This window comes from Bifidobacterium psychraerophilum, assembly GCF_000741705.1.
Classification (GTDB): Bacteria; Actinomycetota; Actinomycetes; order Actinomycetales; family Bifidobacteriaceae; genus Bombiscardovia; species Bombiscardovia psychraerophila.
Genome location: NZ_JGZI01000010.1, coordinates 716,264 through 733,129, shown reverse-complemented (window position 1 = coordinate 733,129; position 16,866 = coordinate 716,264). Strand labels below are relative to the sequence as shown.

Genomic DNA, 16,866 nt, shown 5'->3' with positions numbered 1-16,866 from the left:
GAAGCAGCAAGATGACCATGACTACGCATACGGCGATTCCGCGCCATGCCGGAGTATCGTCTGCGCCGTTCTTATCGGCTCCGTTGTAGGGATTTCGGTGACCGCCGTGGGGGTCGTCATGCCCAATGATGCCCACATTGCCCCCTGTGACGGTTCGAACTTCACGCACGAAAATGGTAAGGCGCATCATCGTGTCGCTGTTGTGGAGGGGGTGAAACACTCCCATATTCTGCGCATTGCGATATCCGGGCTGGGGCGCATCGGCCCTCTTGCTATCCCTTGATGATGGAACGCACGCCTTGGAGGAACTGGGTCTCCAGATTGTATTGATCCGTCTCAAGGAGTGGATGCAGCAATCTGCCCAAGGACTCGGAGTCCTGCGCGGCCTCGGCCAAAGCGCGTCCATCCGGGTTCCCGCCTGTTCCGCCTGCGGGCGGGGCGCTTTCGGCAAGCACGTGTCCGATGGTGAACACAGTGAGGTTCATGATGAGATTGATGCTCAGATCATTGATCTCATAACCGGCCTCGACCATGTCATCCAATGTCCGTGCGATGGCCATCAGCTCGTTGCGAGTGCTGATCGGGTGAGTGGCCAAAAGCGGTATCGCATTCGGATGCTCCAGCAGGGTGTCCCGGAGGTTGACGGCAACGTGTTCGAGTATGGACTGCCATGTCGCATCGTCATGTGATCCGCTTCCGAGCCTGTTCAAAGCCTTGAGCCAGAGGGTTTCGGTTATGCCCTCCAACAGGGCGGCCTTGCCGGGAATATGGCGGTATATCGCTGTGTAGGAAAAATCCATCCCCTCACCGAGCCTCCTCAGCGTGAGCGCTTCGAGGCCTTCCTGATCCAGAATGGACAAGGCCTGTTCCAGAATGAATTTGCGTGACAACGACGGTCGTTTTCCCGTCATGCTGCTCTCCATGGGTGCCTTCCATCTCGTATCGAATCAGCCCGGATCCTTGGAGGGGAGGGAAGCGGGAGCGCCTGTTTCCTGCCATGCGGAACACCGCCATCGGAGCCGGTGCGCCGTCGGGTGTTCGGAATCCCCACAGCCCTGAGGATTGCGTGCATCCCCACCTGAAGCATATTCTTTCACATCTTTCTGGCAGATGTGTTCCCTTGCTGCCATGCCAGGCAATTCCTGTTCGAGTAGGGGGGCGCACCGAGGCGGGTGAAGGATGATTCAAATACATGTTAACAGTGTTAACATCATGATGTAAACAATGTTAACTTGGCTATGAACGAGAGGTGTTCCAATTGAATAGCGGAGATTATCCTGCCTTGCTGTGCTCGCATATCAGGAAGAGCTATGGCGGTGTGAACGTTCTTGGGGATGTCGATCTCCGAGTGGAATACGGGGAGATTCTGGCGCTCCTGGGGAGGAATGGCGCCGGGAAATCCACACTGGTCTCAATCGCCTGCGGTTTGGAGCAGCCGGATTCGGGGGAGATTCGCACGGGTGGCATGATTCCTTCCTCGGCATCACGCTCGGCATTCGGCCGATGCCTGGGTCTTGCACCACAGTCGATCGGGGTGTATCCACAGCTCACGGTTCTGCAGAACCTGCTCGGTTTCGCCCTGCTCTATGGATTGTCCACAAGGGCCGCGCATCAGAACGCTGACGAGACCATTGATATGCTCGGCCTTTCGGCGCAACGGGACCTCAAAGCCGAGCGGCTATCCGGCGGGCAGCAGCGACGGCTGCACACCGGAATCGCCTTGGTGCATCGCCCAAAGATACTCTTCCTCGACGAGGCGACCGTTGGTGCTGACGTCGAGGCTCGAGCCAGCATCCTGCACACCGTGAGAAGCGTTGCCGAATCGGGAACGGCGGTGATCTATACCACCCATTACCTGGAGGAGGTCGAGGCGCTCGATGCACATGTGGCTTTTCTGGTCAACGGAAGCATCTCTGATTCAGGGAGTCTGCGCCGTGTCGTCTCCTCGCACGCCAGCCCTTCCATACGTGTCCGCTTCGAAGGATCGCAGCAGCCCCAGGTGACGGGCTGGCATCGCTCAGGGGACTATCTGGAAGCCGATGTGTCCGGAGTCGATTCACGCGGTTCGCGTGGCGCAGGCATTGATCCCGGTCAGGCGTTGGCGGTGTTGCTGCGTGATCCGCACTGCCGCGGCAGGGTGCTGGCGGATGTTGACATGGTACGACCGGACTTGGAAAGCGCATACCTCAACATTGTCGGATCAGCTTCCGAGCAGAGGGAGGCATGAGCATGTCGATTAGGAAAAGCGCGGCCGTCGCGAGATTGAATCTGATGCTGCAGATGAAGGAGCCTTCCGTGCTGCTGCTCATCACGATAGTGCCGATCATATTGACGCCCTTCATGGTGCCGGGGAACAAGGCCACACTGGTGTCCGAAGGGTACATCCATGCCACGGGAGCCGAACAGGCGGTGCCCGGATTCGCCATCCTGTTCTCCTTCTTCTCCGTTCAGCTCATCGTGCAGATGTTCTTCAACGAGAGGCATTGGGGAACCTGGGATCGTCTGAGGGTCTCCTCGCTCTCCGTCGGAGATGTCATCGTCGGCAAAGCAGGTGTGGCCATTGTTCTGCAGATCGCACAGATGGGAATCGTGCTTGTCGCGGGAACGTTGATATGCGGTTACCGGCCTAATGGGAGCATCGCGGCGCTTGCCATAACCGCCCTGGTCTTTTGCGTGGCCTTGGCCTTGTTCGGTGTGGCGGTATCGCTGTGGTGCGCATCCGAACACACCGCGCTGGCCGTCGCCATGCTGCTCGGCATGCTGATGGCCTGCATAGGAGGTTCCCTCACCCCTGTGAATACCTTCCCGGCATGGGCGCAACCGTTGGCGAGGATATCCCCGGCATATTGGGTCGTCGACGCCATACGGCGCATAGGCTTGGACAGGGGCAATCTGTTCACCATCATGCCGAATCTCTTCGTGATCGTCGGATTCGGAGCGGTATGCATGGCATTCATCATCATCGCCAGACTCACGACCTACGGAAGGGCGAAGGCTTCATCCGCATCCGTGTGAAGCGCATGGATCGCGATTGCCGCACTGCATGATTGTGCGCACCGTCCGATCGACAGGGTTGCGACGATGCGCCGATTAGGCGAGGAGCAGGGAAAGCCCCAGCAGTATCACCCCGGGGAGGGGAAGCGCCATCTGTTTGAGCGCCGCTCCTCGCTTTCCCGGGCTCGAAAGGAGCAGTACGGCGGCGGCAAGGCTCATCGCTATGGCTCCGGCGAACATCAGCGTAAGGCCGATGGTGTGCGAGCCGAAGAGATACACAATCGCTCCCAGTACTGCCATGATGCCGAGAAACAGGTTGTAGAAGCCTTGATTGAATGCCATCTCGCGCGTATTTTCTGCTTCTTCGCGGGTTGGGATCGAGAAGGTCCTCATCGTCGATTCCTTGGTCCACAGGAATGACTCCAGCACGAAGATGAATCCATGCAGCAGCCCTGCGAGTAATACCAGAAGCGATCCGAACAATCCGAGCATATTGGAGAATCCTTTCAATGTGGCGTTGTCTCAGTCATATGCCGATGCTGACTCCATCAGCATCGGCATGAGCGCTGTCTCAGCGCCACCAGCTGAGATCTTCGGCGGGCAGACGAACGGACTCGTGGCCATCGGCATCTGCCTTACCCACCGACATGATGAGCACGGGCACATAGCGTTCGGCATCCAGCTCGAAGGCCTCGGCTATCTGGTCCTCTTCAAAGCCGCCGATGGGATTGGTGTCATATCCGTGGGACCGCGCGACAAGCATGAACTGCATGGCAAACAGACTCGAATCGATCTTCACGACATCGTTCATTTTGCTGCGGCTGTATTTCTTATAGGTGGGGACGATGACGGACAACTGGGCTTTGGCCATGAGCTTCGGCATGATGCCCTTTTCGGATGCCTCTCCATAGATCCGATCCGCATATTCATAGCAGCGCATATCGCCGAACACCACAATCATCGCCGACGATGTCTTGTTCTGCCGTTTGTTGAAACGGATCAGCGGATTCAGCTTTGCCTTGCCCTCATCGGATTGGACGATGAGGAACCTCCAAGGCTGCATATTCACCGAAGAAGGTGCTTTCGCGGCTTCGTTAAGCATCTCGAGCATTTCCTCACGTGAAATTTTCACCTTCGGGTCGTATTTACGGATCGAACGACGGTTGTCGAGTATCTCGGTGAAGTCATTGGTGCTGAGTTGCGTCATGTCAGATTTCCTTATGGTGGGTGCTATGGGTGCTATGGGTGTCGGTCCTGGCGTGGTCGGATTCCTCGCAGAGGGTCGTCGCCTGGTCGAGTTGCGATTCGATGCCTGAGAAGGCGGCAAGCAAGGTCTTGATCTGATCGTGTTCGAGGCCCTTGAACAGTGTGTCCAGGAACAGCTCTCGTTTGTCCGAACATCCTGCGATCAGACCCAAGCCGTCCTGCGTGATGGACACGGCGACATTGCGTTGGTCTCCGGGGACGCGCTCCCTGGTGATGAGTCCGCGGTCTTCAAGCAACTGCAGATGCCGGGTGACGGCGCTCGCGTTGATGCCTAGGAGGGAACGAAGTTCCGTCTGGGGGAGCGGGGAAGAGGTGCTCAGGGCATACAGGATCGTGAAACGGGTGATGCTGCTGCCAGTGCATGATTCAAAGGCGGTGCTGATTCGCGCGCTCAGTCGGCTTGTGGCCAGCAGCACATCCATTCGATTGTCTACCACGGTTCCCCTCTTTCCGGCGGTGATGACCGCTCTGTGTTCGTTGCTGATGCATCGATATGATGGTGCGCGCTGGGCATGCATCCATCGATCCGGTACATGGCGAACGACATCCAGGCAGTCGGTATGCGGCAGGTTAATGATCAAGACATTAATGATTAACAAATCAATGATTAATATGTCAACGATTAATAAGTCAATCCTTTGTTCCCTTATCTGTCAACCCCGTGATGAAATTCAACCTCAGGCGAAAGCGTCCGATGCCTAACGGCCTCGAATCCGCCCGGATTCAAGGTTCGGGCTGTACTGGGCAAACAATGCGGATCACCGTATGGCTCCGCTATTGAAGATTTGTGATGATGGCCGGATCGCCTGAGGATGTGTGGAAACGTTGATATGACGGCGTTGGCTGGTCCATAGGCGCTGTGTCCAACATCACTTTTAGTTAAGAATGCTGATTATTTCATGGAATATGTAATGGTGGAACCTATATACTGCCTTTTCTACATTCATTTACCTATGGGAGGTCGTTCGCATTATGGCAATCGGAGACCGGGGGTCATACTCCAAGGGCAAAGCGAGGCGAAAACAGATACTTGAGGCCGCGCTCACCATCATCGCGATCGACGGCTTCAACCAGACCACCCTCTCCAAGATCTCCAAGGCTGTGGGCATCACCGATGTGGGTGTGCTGCACTATTTCGACTCGATGGACGATCTGATGGTGCAGGCGCTGAAACAGCGTGACGCCAATGACATGGTCTCCGCCGCTTCATCCTTTCCTGATTTTGCCAGTCGGGTTAAGCAGCTCATCAGCCATCCCGAGCAGTCGATCAAGCAGGTTATGGAAATCGTCAAGCGCAACAGCCGGACGCCCGGTCTTGTGGAGTTGTATGCGCATATGTCCGTGAAAGCTTCGGATCCCACGAGTCCCGCACACCGCTACTTCAAGCAGCGAGGCAAAATCGAGCGGCTGCTCGTGGGGCACGCCGCGCGAAAGGTCATGGAGAAGGAGAAGATGCAGACGGATCTCACGCCTGAGGAAATGGCGAGGGTCATGCAGGCGCTTCTCGACGGTCTTCAGATCCAGTGGCTGCTCGACAGGGATGTCGACATGGCGGATATCGCGGGCAAAGCCATAAATCTGATGTGGAACCAGGCCCGCCACTCATCGGAATCCGAGGACCCGAATGGGGAAACGAATGGGGAGCAGGACGGAGAACAAGACGATGATGAGGGTACGGATGAGGATCCATTGCCCTCATATGAGGATCTGCTGGATTTTGAATGAGCCCGGCCCCTGGCAGGTGGGCTGGAGCGGGTGAAGGTCTGCTTATCCTGCAATGGGCGTCGCGCTGCCCAGCACGGTGATACCGCCCTGTTCGGGTATCAGAGCGGTCAGTATGCTGGGGCGTCCCACATGCATGCCTTGGTGGATCACCACCCGGCTGCCTGCCGGGCTATAGCCAATGGATCTGAGATAGGCACCGGTTGAGGCCGCGGCTGAACCGGTCGCCGGATCCTCGCTGATACGACCGACAGGAAAGAGGTTGCGGGCCTGGAACTCATCCGGAGCGCTTTCGTGCAGTATGGTCACGGTTCCGGTCCAACCCTGTGAACGCATGAGATCCGCGACCGCCGGAGGCGAGAATCGGAATTGGTTGAAGATGTTGGCGTCGTTCAGCACGAGTATCGGATGCCAATTCCCCGCGAAGGCTTCCTTCGGCGGGAATCTGGGATCGATATCGGATGCTTCGAGTCCGAGTATGTTCAGCAGTGCATCCAGTATGCCCGGGTCGAACTCACGAATGCCGGGTTCCACGCTCGTCATGGCGACCTGAATCTGCGCGGTACCGGACCGGCTGGTGACAATCGGGATGTCGCCTGCGGGCGTATGAAACACGAAGGAGCCGGTTCCGTCGCGTTCCGCGAGGACGACGGCTGTCGCCACGCTTGCGTGACCACAGAACGGGACCTCGGCCGCAGGTGACCAGTAGCGGATGCGGTAACCGTGTTGAAGCGCTTTTCCCTGTGCCGTCCCCTCGATCCCAGAATCTTCATTGCGCCTGGAGGATGCCGAGGACATCACGAAGGCCGTTTCCGAATAGCCCACTGCTGCGGCGATCTCCTGCATCTCCGCATCCGTGAGTGCGGACGCATCGAGCACCACTCCTGCTGGATTTCCGCCATTCGGGGTCTCTGCGAACGCTGTATACCTCAGTACTTCGGTCGTCGTCACCATATCTGGTCAACTTGCTTTCATGCTCAGGTATTCCCGCTTCGCCTCGGGTGCAGGCGCGAACCGCGTCCTGTGAATCCGAATGTCGAATCCGTACCGAATCCGCACGTCGAATCCGAAGTGTGAATGTGTCAGTGGCACGGTGTCGATCGCTTCAGGCGCGTTGAATCCCTTTGCGCATGATGTGGTCGATCTGTCGGTCATCGCCGAGCATGAAGACATGTTGCCCCGTTGTGATGAACCCCATCCTGGTATAGAACCGCTTTGCGGGCTCGTTGTGCTCCCATACGCCAAGCCAGATGGTTGGTGCGCCTTGTGCCATGGCCGCGTTTTCAGCCTGTTGGATGAGGGCGGTGCCCAGTCCATGCCGTTTGAATCGGTTGAGGATATAGAGCCGTTCGATCTCCATCGTGTCATCGCCCATGGTTTCGGTCTGCGCCCTCCCGGTGTTGAGTTTCATGTATCCTGCGGGCACGCCATCCACGCAGGCCATGATGAAGGTGGATTCGGGATTGGACAGCTCCGAACGCATTCGTTCCTGGGAGAATGAACGTTCCAGATATGCATCCATATCCTGGGTGCTGTTGTCCTTGGCGAAGGTGTCGCTGAAGGTGTCTACGCACAGCGAGCGTAATCTGTCCATATCCTCCAAGGTGCATGTGGTGAAGGTGATGTCGTTCATGTGGAACCTCGATTCCTGATTATGCAATGGCTTGCTGGTCCATGGCCCCTTCAGTGGGCCAGTTTGAGCCCGATCACGCAGGCGACCAGACCGCAGATCAACAGCACCCGCAGCAGGCTGAATGTCTCATCGCCGGAAAGCATGGCATAGATAACGGTGAGGGCCGCCCCGATACCGACCCACACGGCATATGCGGTGCTGGCGGGGATGTCGCGCATGGCATAGGCAAGACCGGCCATGCTCAGTATCAAGCCGACGATGAAGATGATATCCGGCACTGCTTTGGACAGTCCCTCGGACTTGCCCAGGGCTGTGGCCCATACGGATTCGAATATGCCGGAAATGATGAGAACGACCCATGCGAACATGACTGACCTTTCGGCAAGTCTTGTCGCTGTCCGGGTACTTGACCATCGTCCGGGGACCCAAGCGGGTTCTGACTGGATATGGTAGCACGCCGTCCACGGGCGAAGTTCGATCTCCTCTATACCGAAATCCCTCTCCCTCGAATCGTCCCATGTTTCCATACTGGGGATCCGCCCCGCACCCACCCTCATCACTGGAACGCCGCATTCAAGGTCGTCGGATTGGGAGGGTGCGCATGTGATTGCTTGGCACTGTAGCAGAATCGGGCCGGATATACCCGGTGGGCACATTTCCTTTCGATTTGACAAGTTAACTTGGCATGTCATATGCTTATTTTGCCAAGTTTTATTGTCAGAATATTGGAGGTGCGTCATGGATAGGAACGAGATACTGAACAGGAGCCGCAAGGAAGGAAGCGACGAGGGGCTGTTGTATTCCGGGGACCGGGGACGCTATGCTGGAGAGTTGGCATTCGCCGCAGCATTCGTCATAATCAACGCATTCAATCTGCTGCGTGGGGTCGATGTGACATACTCACTGCCATTGTGGGCTCTGTTCTTCGCGTTCCTCTCCGTCAAGTGGGTGCCTCTGTACCGGTTCACCCGGAATGCTCGTTACCTGGTGCTGTCCATCGTTACGTTGCTTCTTGCGGTTGCTTTCATAGTCGCTTACATGATCGGCGTGACGGCATGAGCGGTGGCGCCGATCTTGTTCTGCATAACAATCTCAAGGTCTTGCGCAAGCAAGCGGGTCTGTCCCAGGCGGAACTTGCCGGGTTGGTAGGGACGTCGCGCAACACCATCAGCTCCATAGAAACAGGTCAGTTCAGCCCCACGGCCAAGCTCGCGCTGATCCTGTGCACCGCGCTGAATGTCAAGTTCGAGGAGCTCTTCTACTTCTGAACAGCCGTTCCTCGGGATGGAGTGTTATCCCCTCGGAGATGCCCAATCGGGTGGTTCCATCACGGCTGACTCTTGGATTGCAGGGTCATCGCGGCAGTGATGCTTCCCAACGTACTTCATCGTCGATGATGGTTGTGGTCGCGTGCATGCCCAGTTTGCGTGCCACCGCCACTGAAGCTTGATTCATCGGGTGGATGTGGGCGATGAGGGTGCTCGTTCCCTCTGAGATGAGCCAGTCCACCATCCGGCGCGCGGCTTCCTTGGCATAACCGAGACCCTGATGCTGAGGGGCGATCATCCAGGCGATTTCGGCGCTACGGGATTCGCCGGAATGAAGCAGGGTGACTGCACGAAGCCGACGGCCCTGTCGGTATCCTGTCGGCGGACAATCCAGTTCAGCCAGCCCTGTTCTCCATCGGGGGAGTGTCCGAGCGACTGCCGGGTGTATCGCTCGGTCAGCTGCTGCAGCGTCGGTGGTGTTCCGCCGATGTGTCGATACAGGCTGGTATCGCCAAGCACATGGGACATTTCCTGTGCATCGGCCACACTCAGGGGTTTCAGGAAAAGCCTGGTGGTATCAAGCGGTTGAGCAGCGGGCCAATCATTCATTGCAAGCAGTATCTCACGCAAGTCCCGGTCTCCGGTATCCCTGTGCGCCCCACCCAATGGGCTGCGAAGCGCGCTAGATAGGGCTGAAAGCGAGGCGGGAGTGTGTGCCTTCCATAGTCTGGAAGGGTGTGGCGGTACTTGGCCCCGGCTATTAGTGTTGGCGGTTCCATACCTACGACACCTACGAACAGGAAACAGGCTGCAATGGATATCACGTACACCACGGAACGGGACTTCACCAAGGATGACGTGCGGCGGTTGTTCGCTTCCGTGGGCTGGGTGTCCGCCGATTATCCGAATCATCTGTATGACGCACTTATGGGGTCTTCGATGGTGTTCAGCGCGTGGGAGGGTGGACGCCTGGCCGGGCTGGTACGCGTGCTTGATGACGGGTGCATGACCGCCTACGTGCATTATGTGCTGGTCGATCCCGAATACCAGGGTCACGGTATAGCCGGGCATCTGATGACAATGGTCAAAGACCATTACGAGGACTATCTCTACGTTGAAGTCATGCCTGAAGAAAGCAGGAACGCCTCGTTCTACCAGCAGCATGGATTCAGCATCATGCAGGACGGCGTCGCCATGCAAACCGTCAACAACAACTTCGCAGACTGACATACCCCGCCTCAGAAGAGAATTGAGTCCCACAGCCAATCGCCTTGAACGGTTGGAAATGCGGGAATATTGCCGGGTTGTGCTTGATGCCGCATCTGTGGTTCGTTCCACTTCTTGAATGGCGTTACGGCTTTATTGACGGGCTCGTGGCTATAGGTCCCTTGACGCGTGCTTGCACCCTGTATGTATTGAATGAAAGCAATGACTCCATGCATCGGATCTTTGGAATATAGGTCTTGAAGTTGCCGGCAGGTGGCTACAGTGTTCTGGTGCACATAAGCAGCGTCGAGGGTCGGTATTGGGTTGGAGGATGTGGCGCGCCGAACGGCGCGATGATTGGGCGCAGTGAGTGTGTGCGTTGAGCGTGATGACGGGTGTGATGGCGTATGCATCGTTCTTGTTGTGGTGTGCTGGTGGGGAAGTGCGCCTTGCCGGGCCTGCGGGTTTGACGAGGGCCTGTAGATCGCTGCCGGCCTGTGAGGCTCGTGCATTGGCCTCCGGCCTGTACTGCGTGCTCCATGCGCGTGAATTGCTGTCGCGAAACATTAATGTGTACATACTGTATGATGTTGTTCATATTGTATGGTCATGTGTTTTCCTGTGGACGGTGTGGCTGTTGGGAATGCTCTGCAACCCGACACCTCGGCTGATGGGATTGCCGTCGTCAGGGGAACGGTGTTGAGGCGGGAGTGTTCGTATGGGTGGCTTGCGTGCTATTGGTCCTCGTGTGTCTGATCGTGTTGGTCGTTATGCGTCTGTTCGCTTGGTGCCCGTCGCGGGGGGGGGGGGGCGAGTAGTTGCCTTCCTGCTGTCGTTGTTCCTGGTCCTGCCTCTTGTGCTGGTGGCGCTGCCGGTGGATCGGGCGTCTGCTGCTCCTGTTGATCTGGGGCCTGACGGGTATTTCAGCACATTGAATGCGGGTGCGCTTCCGGTGGTGGATAAGGATAATGAGACGCCGGGAATATATGCGGATGGTTGGGTGAATACGCGTCGGATCGTGTTCGGCAAGCAGGGCAATACGGGCACCTATGGTGGTGCGTCGGTTTCGGGTGGGTACAAGACTCTGGCGATAGGCGAAATAGCTAGTGAGTCCGGCAGGTCAATTTATTCTGTGCCAGGGCTGGTGGCGAATTATTCGGCGTCGTCTACGACAGCGATTGCGGCGAATGAGGCCTTGTTGTGGGCCGATGACACAGTGACCGCTGGTTTCCCGTTTGATACGTATGGCTCGTACATTGGCGGTCATTCTTTTGATAGTGCTACGGGTGCGTATCAGTCAAATCTGGCCCAGGTGTCGGATGCTGTGGGGGCGCAGAATTATTCCTCATTCGAACAGTCTCTAATTCGTGTGGCCCCGGTGGAGGGCGTGTGCACGGCACCGTACTCGATCGGGTGCAGCGCTGGTAGTGAGCCTACAGCTACGCCGTTTTCCCCTTCATCGAATCAATACCGTGCGTTTCCACTATCCATCGGTGATATGAACAAGTATTTTGACTACACAACGACTAGTGTAAATGCTGGAAATTCTGCATGTCCTTCATATAGTTGCGCTAATGGTGCTTCTGGCTCTTGGTTGCGTTCTCCTAGATGGAGCGACCCCTTCTGGGCGTTCTATGTACGTGATATCGGTTCCGTCGACTATCACAACGTATTTCTCTCTACTATGGGTTTGCGTCCTGCTGTTCGTTTGGGTCTTGATGGGTTGGTGTTGTCGGCGGATAGTGGCGATCAGGGTCAGAGTATGTCTGGTGATTTGCGGTTGACCTATGTGGAGTCGGGCAAGCAGCTGGATTCGTGGTCGGCTTCGGTGTCGGGTGCTGCGGGTTCGCGGATGTTGAGTCTGTCGGGTAGTTCTGATCTGGGCTCGGACATGGGTTGGAAGATTGTGGATCCGGTTACCTCCATGGTGTTGGGTTCTGGTCGTACGAGTGCTGGCGGCAATATGGCCTTGCCTGAGACTCTGATGCCGGATGCCACGAAAGATTATGACCTGTATGTGTGGGGTCAAGAGGATGGCAGTGCCACGGTCGGGTTGACGAATAGGGCGACGGAGCCGGTGAAGGCCACGATCACGGGCTGGAAGGTGCAGGTTCCTCCCTCGTATGGCATTGAGGTGACGGGTGTCACGTCGGGCGGGTTGAAAGCGTACAAAATCGGTGATTATGCGGATACGGTGTTCGATCATACGGGTGCGCTCGGGTCGGTGAAGTTGACGACTCCTGCTGGGTTGGTGTCGGCGCTTCTGGCTGCTGCTGGTGTGGCGGGTGGTGTGGGTGTGGATGCGGGTAATCCCATCGGTTGGGTGGGGTCGCATTGGTTGGGGTATCCGACCAGCCCGTTGAGTGATGATGTGACCAGTGCGTTCAGTCTGTATGCGGGCAGTCTGCAGTTGTTCGCCCAGGCGTTGGCGGGTGACACTGGGTCCCTGGGGCCGGTGGCGGGCAGCCTGCCGGCGGGCACGTTCTCTTCCCTGTCGACGGTGGTGTTGCCGGTGTCTGGTCCTGGCTTGTATTTGGTGGTGGATGATAGTCAGGCGTCTGGTGGTTCCCTGCCGATCATCGTGGGCACCAGGGTCTTCAACCCGGCGTTGGACGGTGGTGATGGCCGTATGGTGGATTTCGCCGATGCCGGTGTCAAGGGCAAGCCGAGGTTGGGTCGTGCTTCGTTGAAGACTTCGGTGTTGGATGTCTCGAAGCGTGTGCTCAATGATGCGGGTATGGATGGTTTCGACCTGGGGAGTCAGGTGGAGTATGAGATCGCGCTCCAGGTGCCCGACCTGTCGTCCTTTGCTTCTTTGCCGTACTCCTCTTACGTGTTCGCCCTGTCCGATGTGGCAGATGCGGGCTTGACCTTGCCTGCCGCGTCATCGGTGCGGGTGTTGATGGATGTGCCTTCCCCGGATACGGATGTGACGGGCACGCCGGGTTTGATGGTGTCCGTGTCTGGTCAGACGGTGTCGGTGGATGGGTTGAAGGCCTTGTTCGCCGGGGACAACGGTTCCTCGGGTACGACGAACAAGGCCGGTGTTCCGGTGGGTTCGCTGATCCGTATCCGGTATGCGGCGGTGTTGAATACGGGCGCGTCCCTGTCCGCTCCGGGTGGTGGGGGTTTGCATCCGAATGTGAACACGGCGACCCTGACCCGCTCACGGGTAGCAGGGGTATCCCCGGGTTGGGATGATGCGGGCCCGGGCGTGGAGTCCAAAAGCGCGACGGCTCATGCGTATGTGTTCGGGTTGGACCTGGTGAAGGTCGACAAGGACGATGTGTCGAGGAAGCTTGGTGGCGCGGGCTTCGAGGTGACGCGCGACGGGCAGGTTCTGCGGTTCACGAGACTGTCGGACGGCGTGTACCGATTGGCGGTGCCCGGCGACACCGGCGTGCTCAGTGAGGTCTTCTCCCACACGGACGGCACGCTCAACATACTGGGTGTGGAGGCTCGTGCGCTCTCGTTGGGGGAGAGTGTGGCTCCGTCGGGGTATTTCAAGGTGCCGGCCTTCATGGTGGAGGTGCTCCCGGTGTGGAACACCGACGCCAGTGAGGTGACCTTGGCCTCGTATCGCACCCATGGCACCGGCCTGGCCTTCGTGTCCCGGGATGGTCGCGCGGTGATGGTGGCCGACCCGGCGCACTCCCTGGCGAACCTGCCGTACACCGGGGGTGTGGGCATCCTCGTCCTGTTGGTGCTCGCCACACTGTTTCTGGTGTTCGCGGTACGCCCGTACTACCAGGCCCACCGAGCCGAAACCACCGCCAACATCCTCAGCTGAGCGGTTTTTCGAAGCGCCCCACTTGTAAAGTGGGGCGCTTGCTGCATCAGGTGGCAATGGTGTGTCGGATGAAGACGCATTCAGTGCCAGTGCGGTAAAACGGAGTTTCCGATGATATCTCCTAAGTGATTCCCATATAGGAATCAATGGAAGTCAAGACCGCCTTTGTGAACCACGCACAACGCTTGTCGGCAGAGATACAAACAATGACCGTCAGCGCTATGCCGATATGGAACATTTCATTCGGGAAAGGACCCTTTCCCGAATGTGATGTGGTCGCTCTACACGTCACAATCAGCGATATCCGACGGTCCTCGAACAATGGGAAGATGAACATCGGTTACGCCAGGGTCAGCACCCAAGAACAACGACCCGAACTCCAGATAGACGCTCTCACCAAAGCGGGGTGCGACAGCATATACTCGGACTACGCGTCAGGAGCTACCAGTCACAGGGTGCAACTTGACCTGATGATGGACACCGTCGTTGACGGAGATGTAGTCGTGGTATGGAAATTGGACCGATTGGGCCGGTCCGTGGCGAACCTGGTCGATCTTGTCGAAAAACTTGGCGCGAAAGGTGTCGGATTCCGCTCGCTGACCGAGAACATGGACACTACCAGTGCCGGAGGTACGCTCATCTTCAATGTGTTTGCCGCGGTTGCCCAGTTTGAACGTGACCTCATCCGTGAACGCACGATGGCTGGATTGCAGGCCGCCAGAGTCAGGGGGAGAAAAGGCGGCCGACCCAGCGTCCTGGATAAGGACACCGTGCAACGGGTACACGCACTTCGCCACGTGCAAGGTAGAAGCATCAATGAGATAGCCGCAACCATGGGCATCGGCAGAACCAGCGTCTACAAAGCACTTTCGTCCCACCCATCCTGACAGTGCGAACACAGTCTTGAGAGACCATCCGTGGGAGCAAGGGGTGCAAAGTGAGCTGAAGACGATAGCTAGAAGTGGGTTGGGGCCGCAGGGAACGTGGCATCTATACCAGTCATTACTTTCTTGGGCGACTACCTTTTATTGGATTACTTCCCGGATGCGCTGTTTGATGCTTTTACGCCTGGCCTCTATGAAGGTCCGGAAGTCCTTGAATTCAAGGCTGGTGTCAGGAGGGACGAGGAAAAATGCGGCGGTTCTTCCCGTGTCCGCTGCCCATTGGTGTAAGGGGATATCGGATTTGCTGATGTTGTTGATTTTTTCCAGGAGTTGCATGTTCGCCAGGGTGTCCCAGTTGGCTGGATCCTGCGAAAAAGCGAAATCGGATGGGTCGGTGAACACAGTCTTGAGTTGTTCCTCATCAAGGAATGCAGAGTGTGGGTGCAGATGATCCTGCTCATATGCCTTCTCGGGGTCGAGGCTTCCCTGAAGCAACCTCAATACATAGATTGCATTACGGTCGCCGAAGCGCAGATTAAGCAGCGCGTCGAGGAAATCGTCATCGAAGGAATAGTTCTTGGTAGTGCCTTTGAAGCGCTCGATGATTTCACCAAGAGGAAAGTAATTCGGACGGGAGCAGGACCTGATTATTTTGCGCAGCTGTGAAAGCAGACTGTCGGACTGACCGCTGAAGATGTTCTTGAGGAAACACATCGTGAGCCAACGGATAATGTCGCTGGACACACCCTGGTCGAATGTTGATTTCTCTGCTTTTCGGTATGTGCCGGTTTCTAGGAAGTACTGCATAATCGGGATCGCTGCGTTTTTCGCCTTGAATGAGGTATTGTCAAAACCCTGATTCTTCAGGAAGGCGAAGGTAGCTTCAGTGACATCACTCAGCTCTGCCCACTGTCGTCGCAATATCGCGACCTGCGAAGCCCCGAAGTTCTTCACTTTATAGGTGACATCGTCATTGTATAGAACGAGGAAGGATTTGAGAACGAAGTCCTTGTCGATACTGAAAGCGTTGTTCGTATCCTTGTTGATGTTTTCGGCTAATGTGTCCACCTTGTCTCTGACCTCCGGCCAATTCGCCGCGGCGATCGCCATAATGAGATCCGATTTGCTCAGGGGCACCCCACCGCTGTTAGTGCGGGTGAAGATCTCCAAAACCTTGTCCTGATCCTGGTCCTCCAACACATATGGCACCAAGGTGTGTTCGATGTGGATACGCTTGTGCAGCCGCTTCAGGCGGTCAGAAGCGGCAGTTGTTGACTCAAGATCATGGTTTCGGATGTATCCCAGCACAGCATGCTCATCGCTCATGGACATGATTTCTCTGACTTCGAACCAGAAATGCCTGATGCCCGAGGTGTCCACGGTGACTTCGGGTTCATGCTCGGTATTTTCGCGGAACTTGAAATCATACGCATTGTCCGCATCATCCTGATCGTCTTGCCCAATCAGATCCAGACATAGCACCCTCTCGGTGAAGCTCCCGGTCTTGTCCCAGGATTTGTACCGCTGATGTGAAGAGTACGTTCCCAGAAGACCAAGATACAGGCTGGTCAAACGCTGCTGTCCGTCGATGACCGCACAGAAGTCGCCGTACCCGTCAGTCGCAAAATACTTATTTCCCTTACCTCCTCCCCGCTCTTCGCTATAGCTTTCAATGAAGTTGTAGAAACGGTAATTACGTTTGACGAGATCATCGGTGACGCGCCACAACATGAGTGTATTGATGGGATAGCCGCGCATCACGCTATCGAACAGCTTTTCAATACGATCCATGCCCCACGTGAACCGTCGCTGGATACCAGGCAGAAGATACTGCCTGTTCCGTATAAAGTCCATTGCCTCTCGAATGGTAATCGCGTCTTGATACCCGTTGCCATCGCCCATTGCAGTCCATTTCCTCCGGTCTTGTTCTCCAACCTCCATATGCTGCAACCATACGACCACCCAAGCATTGCAACCGCGATCCTCATCATGGTCCGATGGAGTATAAAAAGGGAGAAGTGCAATGATTGCAACAGGCGTGAGAATCACCTCAGGCAAGCGCATGAATCCTATAGAATCCAGTTGGAATAAAAGCAGGCATTT

General features: G+C 56.6%; 18 protein-coding genes and 1 riboswitch. Of the genes, 8 read left to right on the top strand and 10 right to left on the bottom strand.

Annotated elements, in window-relative coordinates; translation table 11 throughout:
• Positions 1 to 272: 272 nt before the first annotated feature.
• Positions 273 to 911 carry a TetR/AcrR family transcriptional regulator gene (locus tag BPSY_RS10170; RefSeq protein WP_160247987.1) on the bottom strand — a complete coding sequence of 213 codons (639 nt, stop codon included), beginning with the start codon at positions 909 to 911 and terminating at the stop codon, positions 273 to 275.
• 347 nt (positions 912 to 1,258) lie between these two features.
• Here BPSY_RS10170 and BPSY_RS10165 point away from each other — a divergent pair, with 347 nt between their 5' ends.
• Together BPSY_RS10165 and BPSY_RS10160 are read left to right on the top strand one after the other, a co-directional pair.
• Positions 1,259 to 2,227: an ABC transporter ATP-binding protein gene (locus tag BPSY_RS10165; protein WP_033497664.1), complete on the top strand. Its 969-nt coding sequence runs from the start codon at positions 1,259 to 1,261 to the stop codon at positions 2,225 to 2,227.
• Positions 2,224 to 3,015, top strand: coding sequence for an ABC transporter permease (locus BPSY_RS10160; RefSeq protein ID WP_238556851.1), 792 nt, complete (start codon positions 2,224 to 2,226; stop codon positions 3,013 to 3,015). The genes BPSY_RS10165 and BPSY_RS10160 overlap by 4 nt, the downstream gene beginning before the upstream one ends.
• A 75-nt stretch (positions 3,016 to 3,090) precedes the next feature.
• Here the strand turns inward: BPSY_RS10160 and BPSY_RS10155 are convergent, their stop codons facing one another.
• The 3 genes from BPSY_RS10155 to BPSY_RS10145 form a co-directional block, all read right to left on the bottom strand.
• The gene (locus BPSY_RS10155) at positions 3,091 to 3,486 is read right to left on the bottom strand and encodes a DUF1304 domain-containing protein (RefSeq protein ID WP_033497612.1); all 396 of its coding nucleotides are present in this window, start codon (positions 3,484 to 3,486) and stop codon (positions 3,091 to 3,093) included.
• Positions 3,487 to 3,565: 79 nt separating this feature from the next.
• The gene (locus tag BPSY_RS10150) at positions 3,566 to 4,201 is read right to left on the bottom strand and encodes a nitroreductase family protein (protein ID WP_033497610.1); all 636 of its coding nucleotides are present in this window, start codon (positions 4,199 to 4,201) and stop codon (positions 3,566 to 3,568) included.
• Between the two features lies 1 nt (position 4,202).
• Positions 4,203 to 4,697, bottom strand: a complete 495-nt coding sequence (locus BPSY_RS10145; RefSeq protein WP_157809745.1) for a MarR family winged helix-turn-helix transcriptional regulator — start codon at positions 4,695 to 4,697, stop codon at positions 4,203 to 4,205.
• 535 nt (positions 4,698 to 5,232) lie between these two features.
• Between BPSY_RS10145 and BPSY_RS10140 the strand changes: the two genes are divergently transcribed.
• Positions 5,233 to 5,985, top strand: coding sequence for a TetR/AcrR family transcriptional regulator (locus BPSY_RS10140; RefSeq protein WP_033497607.1), 753 nt, complete (start codon positions 5,233 to 5,235; stop codon positions 5,983 to 5,985).
• Between the two features lie 42 nt (positions 5,986 to 6,027).
• Here the strand turns inward: BPSY_RS10140 and BPSY_RS10135 are convergent, their stop codons facing one another.
• From BPSY_RS10135 to BPSY_RS10125, 3 genes are all read right to left on the bottom strand, one after another.
• Positions 6,028 to 6,936, bottom strand: coding sequence for a PhzF family phenazine biosynthesis protein (locus BPSY_RS10135; protein ID WP_033497605.1), 909 nt, complete (start codon positions 6,934 to 6,936; stop codon positions 6,028 to 6,030).
• Positions 6,937 to 7,087: 151 nt separating this feature from the next.
• Positions 7,088 to 7,615, bottom strand: coding sequence for a GNAT family N-acetyltransferase (locus BPSY_RS10130; protein WP_033497603.1), 528 nt, complete (start codon positions 7,613 to 7,615; stop codon positions 7,088 to 7,090).
• Positions 7,616 to 7,665: 50 nt separating this feature from the next.
• Positions 7,666 to 7,983, bottom strand: coding sequence for a DMT family transporter (locus BPSY_RS10125; protein WP_033497601.1), 318 nt, complete (start codon positions 7,981 to 7,983; stop codon positions 7,666 to 7,668).
• 9 nt (positions 7,984 to 7,992) lie between these two features.
• Positions 7,993 to 8,055: riboswitch (guanidine-III (ykkC-III) riboswitch) on the bottom strand.
• Between the two features lie 298 nt (positions 8,056 to 8,353).
• Here BPSY_RS10125 and BPSY_RS10120 point away from each other — a divergent pair.
• Complete coding sequence (locus BPSY_RS10120; RefSeq protein ID WP_033497599.1) at positions 8,354 to 8,674, top strand: DUF6442 family protein; 321 nt, start codon at positions 8,354 to 8,356, stop codon at positions 8,672 to 8,674.
• Positions 8,671 to 8,883, top strand: a complete 213-nt coding sequence (locus BPSY_RS10115) for a helix-turn-helix transcriptional regulator (RefSeq protein ID WP_033497597.1) — start codon at positions 8,671 to 8,673, stop codon at positions 8,881 to 8,883. Before BPSY_RS10120 ends, BPSY_RS10115 begins: the two co-directional genes overlap by 4 nt.
• 85 nt (positions 8,884 to 8,968) lie before the next feature.
• Here BPSY_RS10115 and BPSY_RS11210 read toward each other — a convergent pair whose 3' ends face one another.
• On the bottom strand, positions 8,969 to 9,181 hold the full coding sequence (locus BPSY_RS11210; protein WP_051921916.1) for a GNAT family N-acetyltransferase: 213 nt from the start codon (positions 9,179 to 9,181) through the stop codon (positions 8,969 to 8,971).
• Positions 9,178 to 9,492, bottom strand: coding sequence for a GNAT family N-acetyltransferase (locus BPSY_RS11205; protein WP_152596828.1), 315 nt, complete (start codon positions 9,490 to 9,492; stop codon positions 9,178 to 9,180). Before BPSY_RS11205 ends, BPSY_RS11210 begins: the two co-directional genes overlap by 4 nt.
• Before the next feature lie 204 nt (positions 9,493 to 9,696).
• Here BPSY_RS11205 and BPSY_RS10105 point away from each other — a divergent pair, with 204 nt between their 5' ends.
• From BPSY_RS10105 to BPSY_RS10095, 3 genes are all read left to right on the top strand, one after another.
• Positions 9,697 to 10,110 (top strand): GNAT family N-acetyltransferase, encoded by a 414-nt coding sequence (locus BPSY_RS10105; protein ID WP_033497595.1) that lies wholly within the window; start codon positions 9,697 to 9,699, stop codon positions 10,108 to 10,110.
• Positions 10,111 to 11,851: 1,741 nt separating this feature from the next.
• Positions 11,852 to 13,879, top strand: coding sequence for an isopeptide-forming domain-containing fimbrial protein (locus BPSY_RS10100; protein WP_034886830.1), 2,028 nt, complete (start codon positions 11,852 to 11,854; stop codon positions 13,877 to 13,879).
• A 329-nt stretch (positions 13,880 to 14,208) separates the two neighbouring features.
• A complete protein-coding gene (locus BPSY_RS10095; RefSeq protein WP_033497456.1) occupies positions 14,209 to 14,766 on the top strand; it encodes a recombinase family protein in 558 nt (185 codons plus the stop codon).
• A gap of 138 nt (positions 14,767 to 14,904) precedes the next feature.
• Here the strand turns inward: BPSY_RS10095 and BPSY_RS10090 are convergent, their stop codons facing one another.
• Entirely contained in the window at positions 14,905 to 16,827 is a 1,923-nt protein-coding gene (locus tag BPSY_RS10090; protein ID WP_081884404.1) for a DUF262 domain-containing protein, read from the bottom strand.
• Positions 16,828 to 16,866 lie beyond the last annotated feature (39 nt).

Excerpts from the sequence above, each read along its gene's own strand:
- BPSY_RS10150 (WP_033497610.1), bottom strand. The coding sequence starts at position 4,201 with ATGACGCAACTCAGCACCAATGACTTCACCGAGATACTCGACAACCGT.
- BPSY_RS10160 (WP_238556851.1), top strand. The coding sequence starts at position 2,224 with ATGAGCATGTCGATTAGGAAAAGCGCGGCCGTCGCGAGATTGAATCTG.
- BPSY_RS10155 (WP_033497612.1), bottom strand. The coding sequence starts at position 3,486 with ATGCTCGGATTGTTCGGATCGCTTCTGGTATTACTCGCAGGGCTGCTG.
- BPSY_RS10100 (WP_034886830.1), top strand. The coding sequence starts at position 11,852 with ATGTCTGGTGATTTGCGGTTGACCTATGTGGAGTCGGGCAAGCAGCTG.
- BPSY_RS10105 (WP_033497595.1), top strand. The coding sequence starts at position 9,697 with ATGGATATCACGTACACCACGGAACGGGACTTCACCAAGGATGACGTG.
- BPSY_RS10135 (WP_033497605.1), bottom strand. The coding sequence starts at position 6,936 with ATGGTGACGACGACCGAAGTACTGAGGTATACAGCGTTCGCAGAGACC.
- BPSY_RS10115 (WP_033497597.1), top strand. The coding sequence starts at position 8,671 with ATGAGCGGTGGCGCCGATCTTGTTCTGCATAACAATCTCAAGGTCTTG.
- BPSY_RS10140 (WP_033497607.1), top strand. The coding sequence starts at position 5,233 with ATGGCAATCGGAGACCGGGGGTCATACTCCAAGGGCAAAGCGAGGCGA.
- BPSY_RS10120 (WP_033497599.1), top strand. The coding sequence starts at position 8,354 with ATGGATAGGAACGAGATACTGAACAGGAGCCGCAAGGAAGGAAGCGAC.
- BPSY_RS10125 (WP_033497601.1), bottom strand. The coding sequence starts at position 7,983 with ATGTTCGCATGGGTCGTTCTCATCATTTCCGGCATATTCGAATCCGTA.
- BPSY_RS10170 (WP_160247987.1), bottom strand. The coding sequence starts at position 911 with ATGACGGGAAAACGACCGTCGTTGTCACGCAAATTCATTCTGGAACAG.
- BPSY_RS10095 (WP_033497456.1), top strand. The coding sequence starts at position 14,209 with ATGAACATCGGTTACGCCAGGGTCAGCACCCAAGAACAACGACCCGAA.
- BPSY_RS10130 (WP_033497603.1), bottom strand. The coding sequence starts at position 7,615 with ATGAACGACATCACCTTCACCACATGCACCTTGGAGGATATGGACAGA.
- BPSY_RS11210 (WP_051921916.1), bottom strand. The coding sequence starts at position 9,181 with ATGATCGCCCCTCAGCATCAGGGTCTCGGTTATGCCAAGGAAGCCGCG.
- BPSY_RS10090 (WP_081884404.1), bottom strand. The coding sequence starts at position 16,827 with ATGCGCTTGCCTGAGGTGATTCTCACGCCTGTTGCAATCATTGCACTT.
- BPSY_RS11205 (WP_152596828.1), bottom strand. The coding sequence starts at position 9,492 with ATGAATGATTGGCCCGCTGCTCAACCGCTTGATACCACCAGGCTTTTC.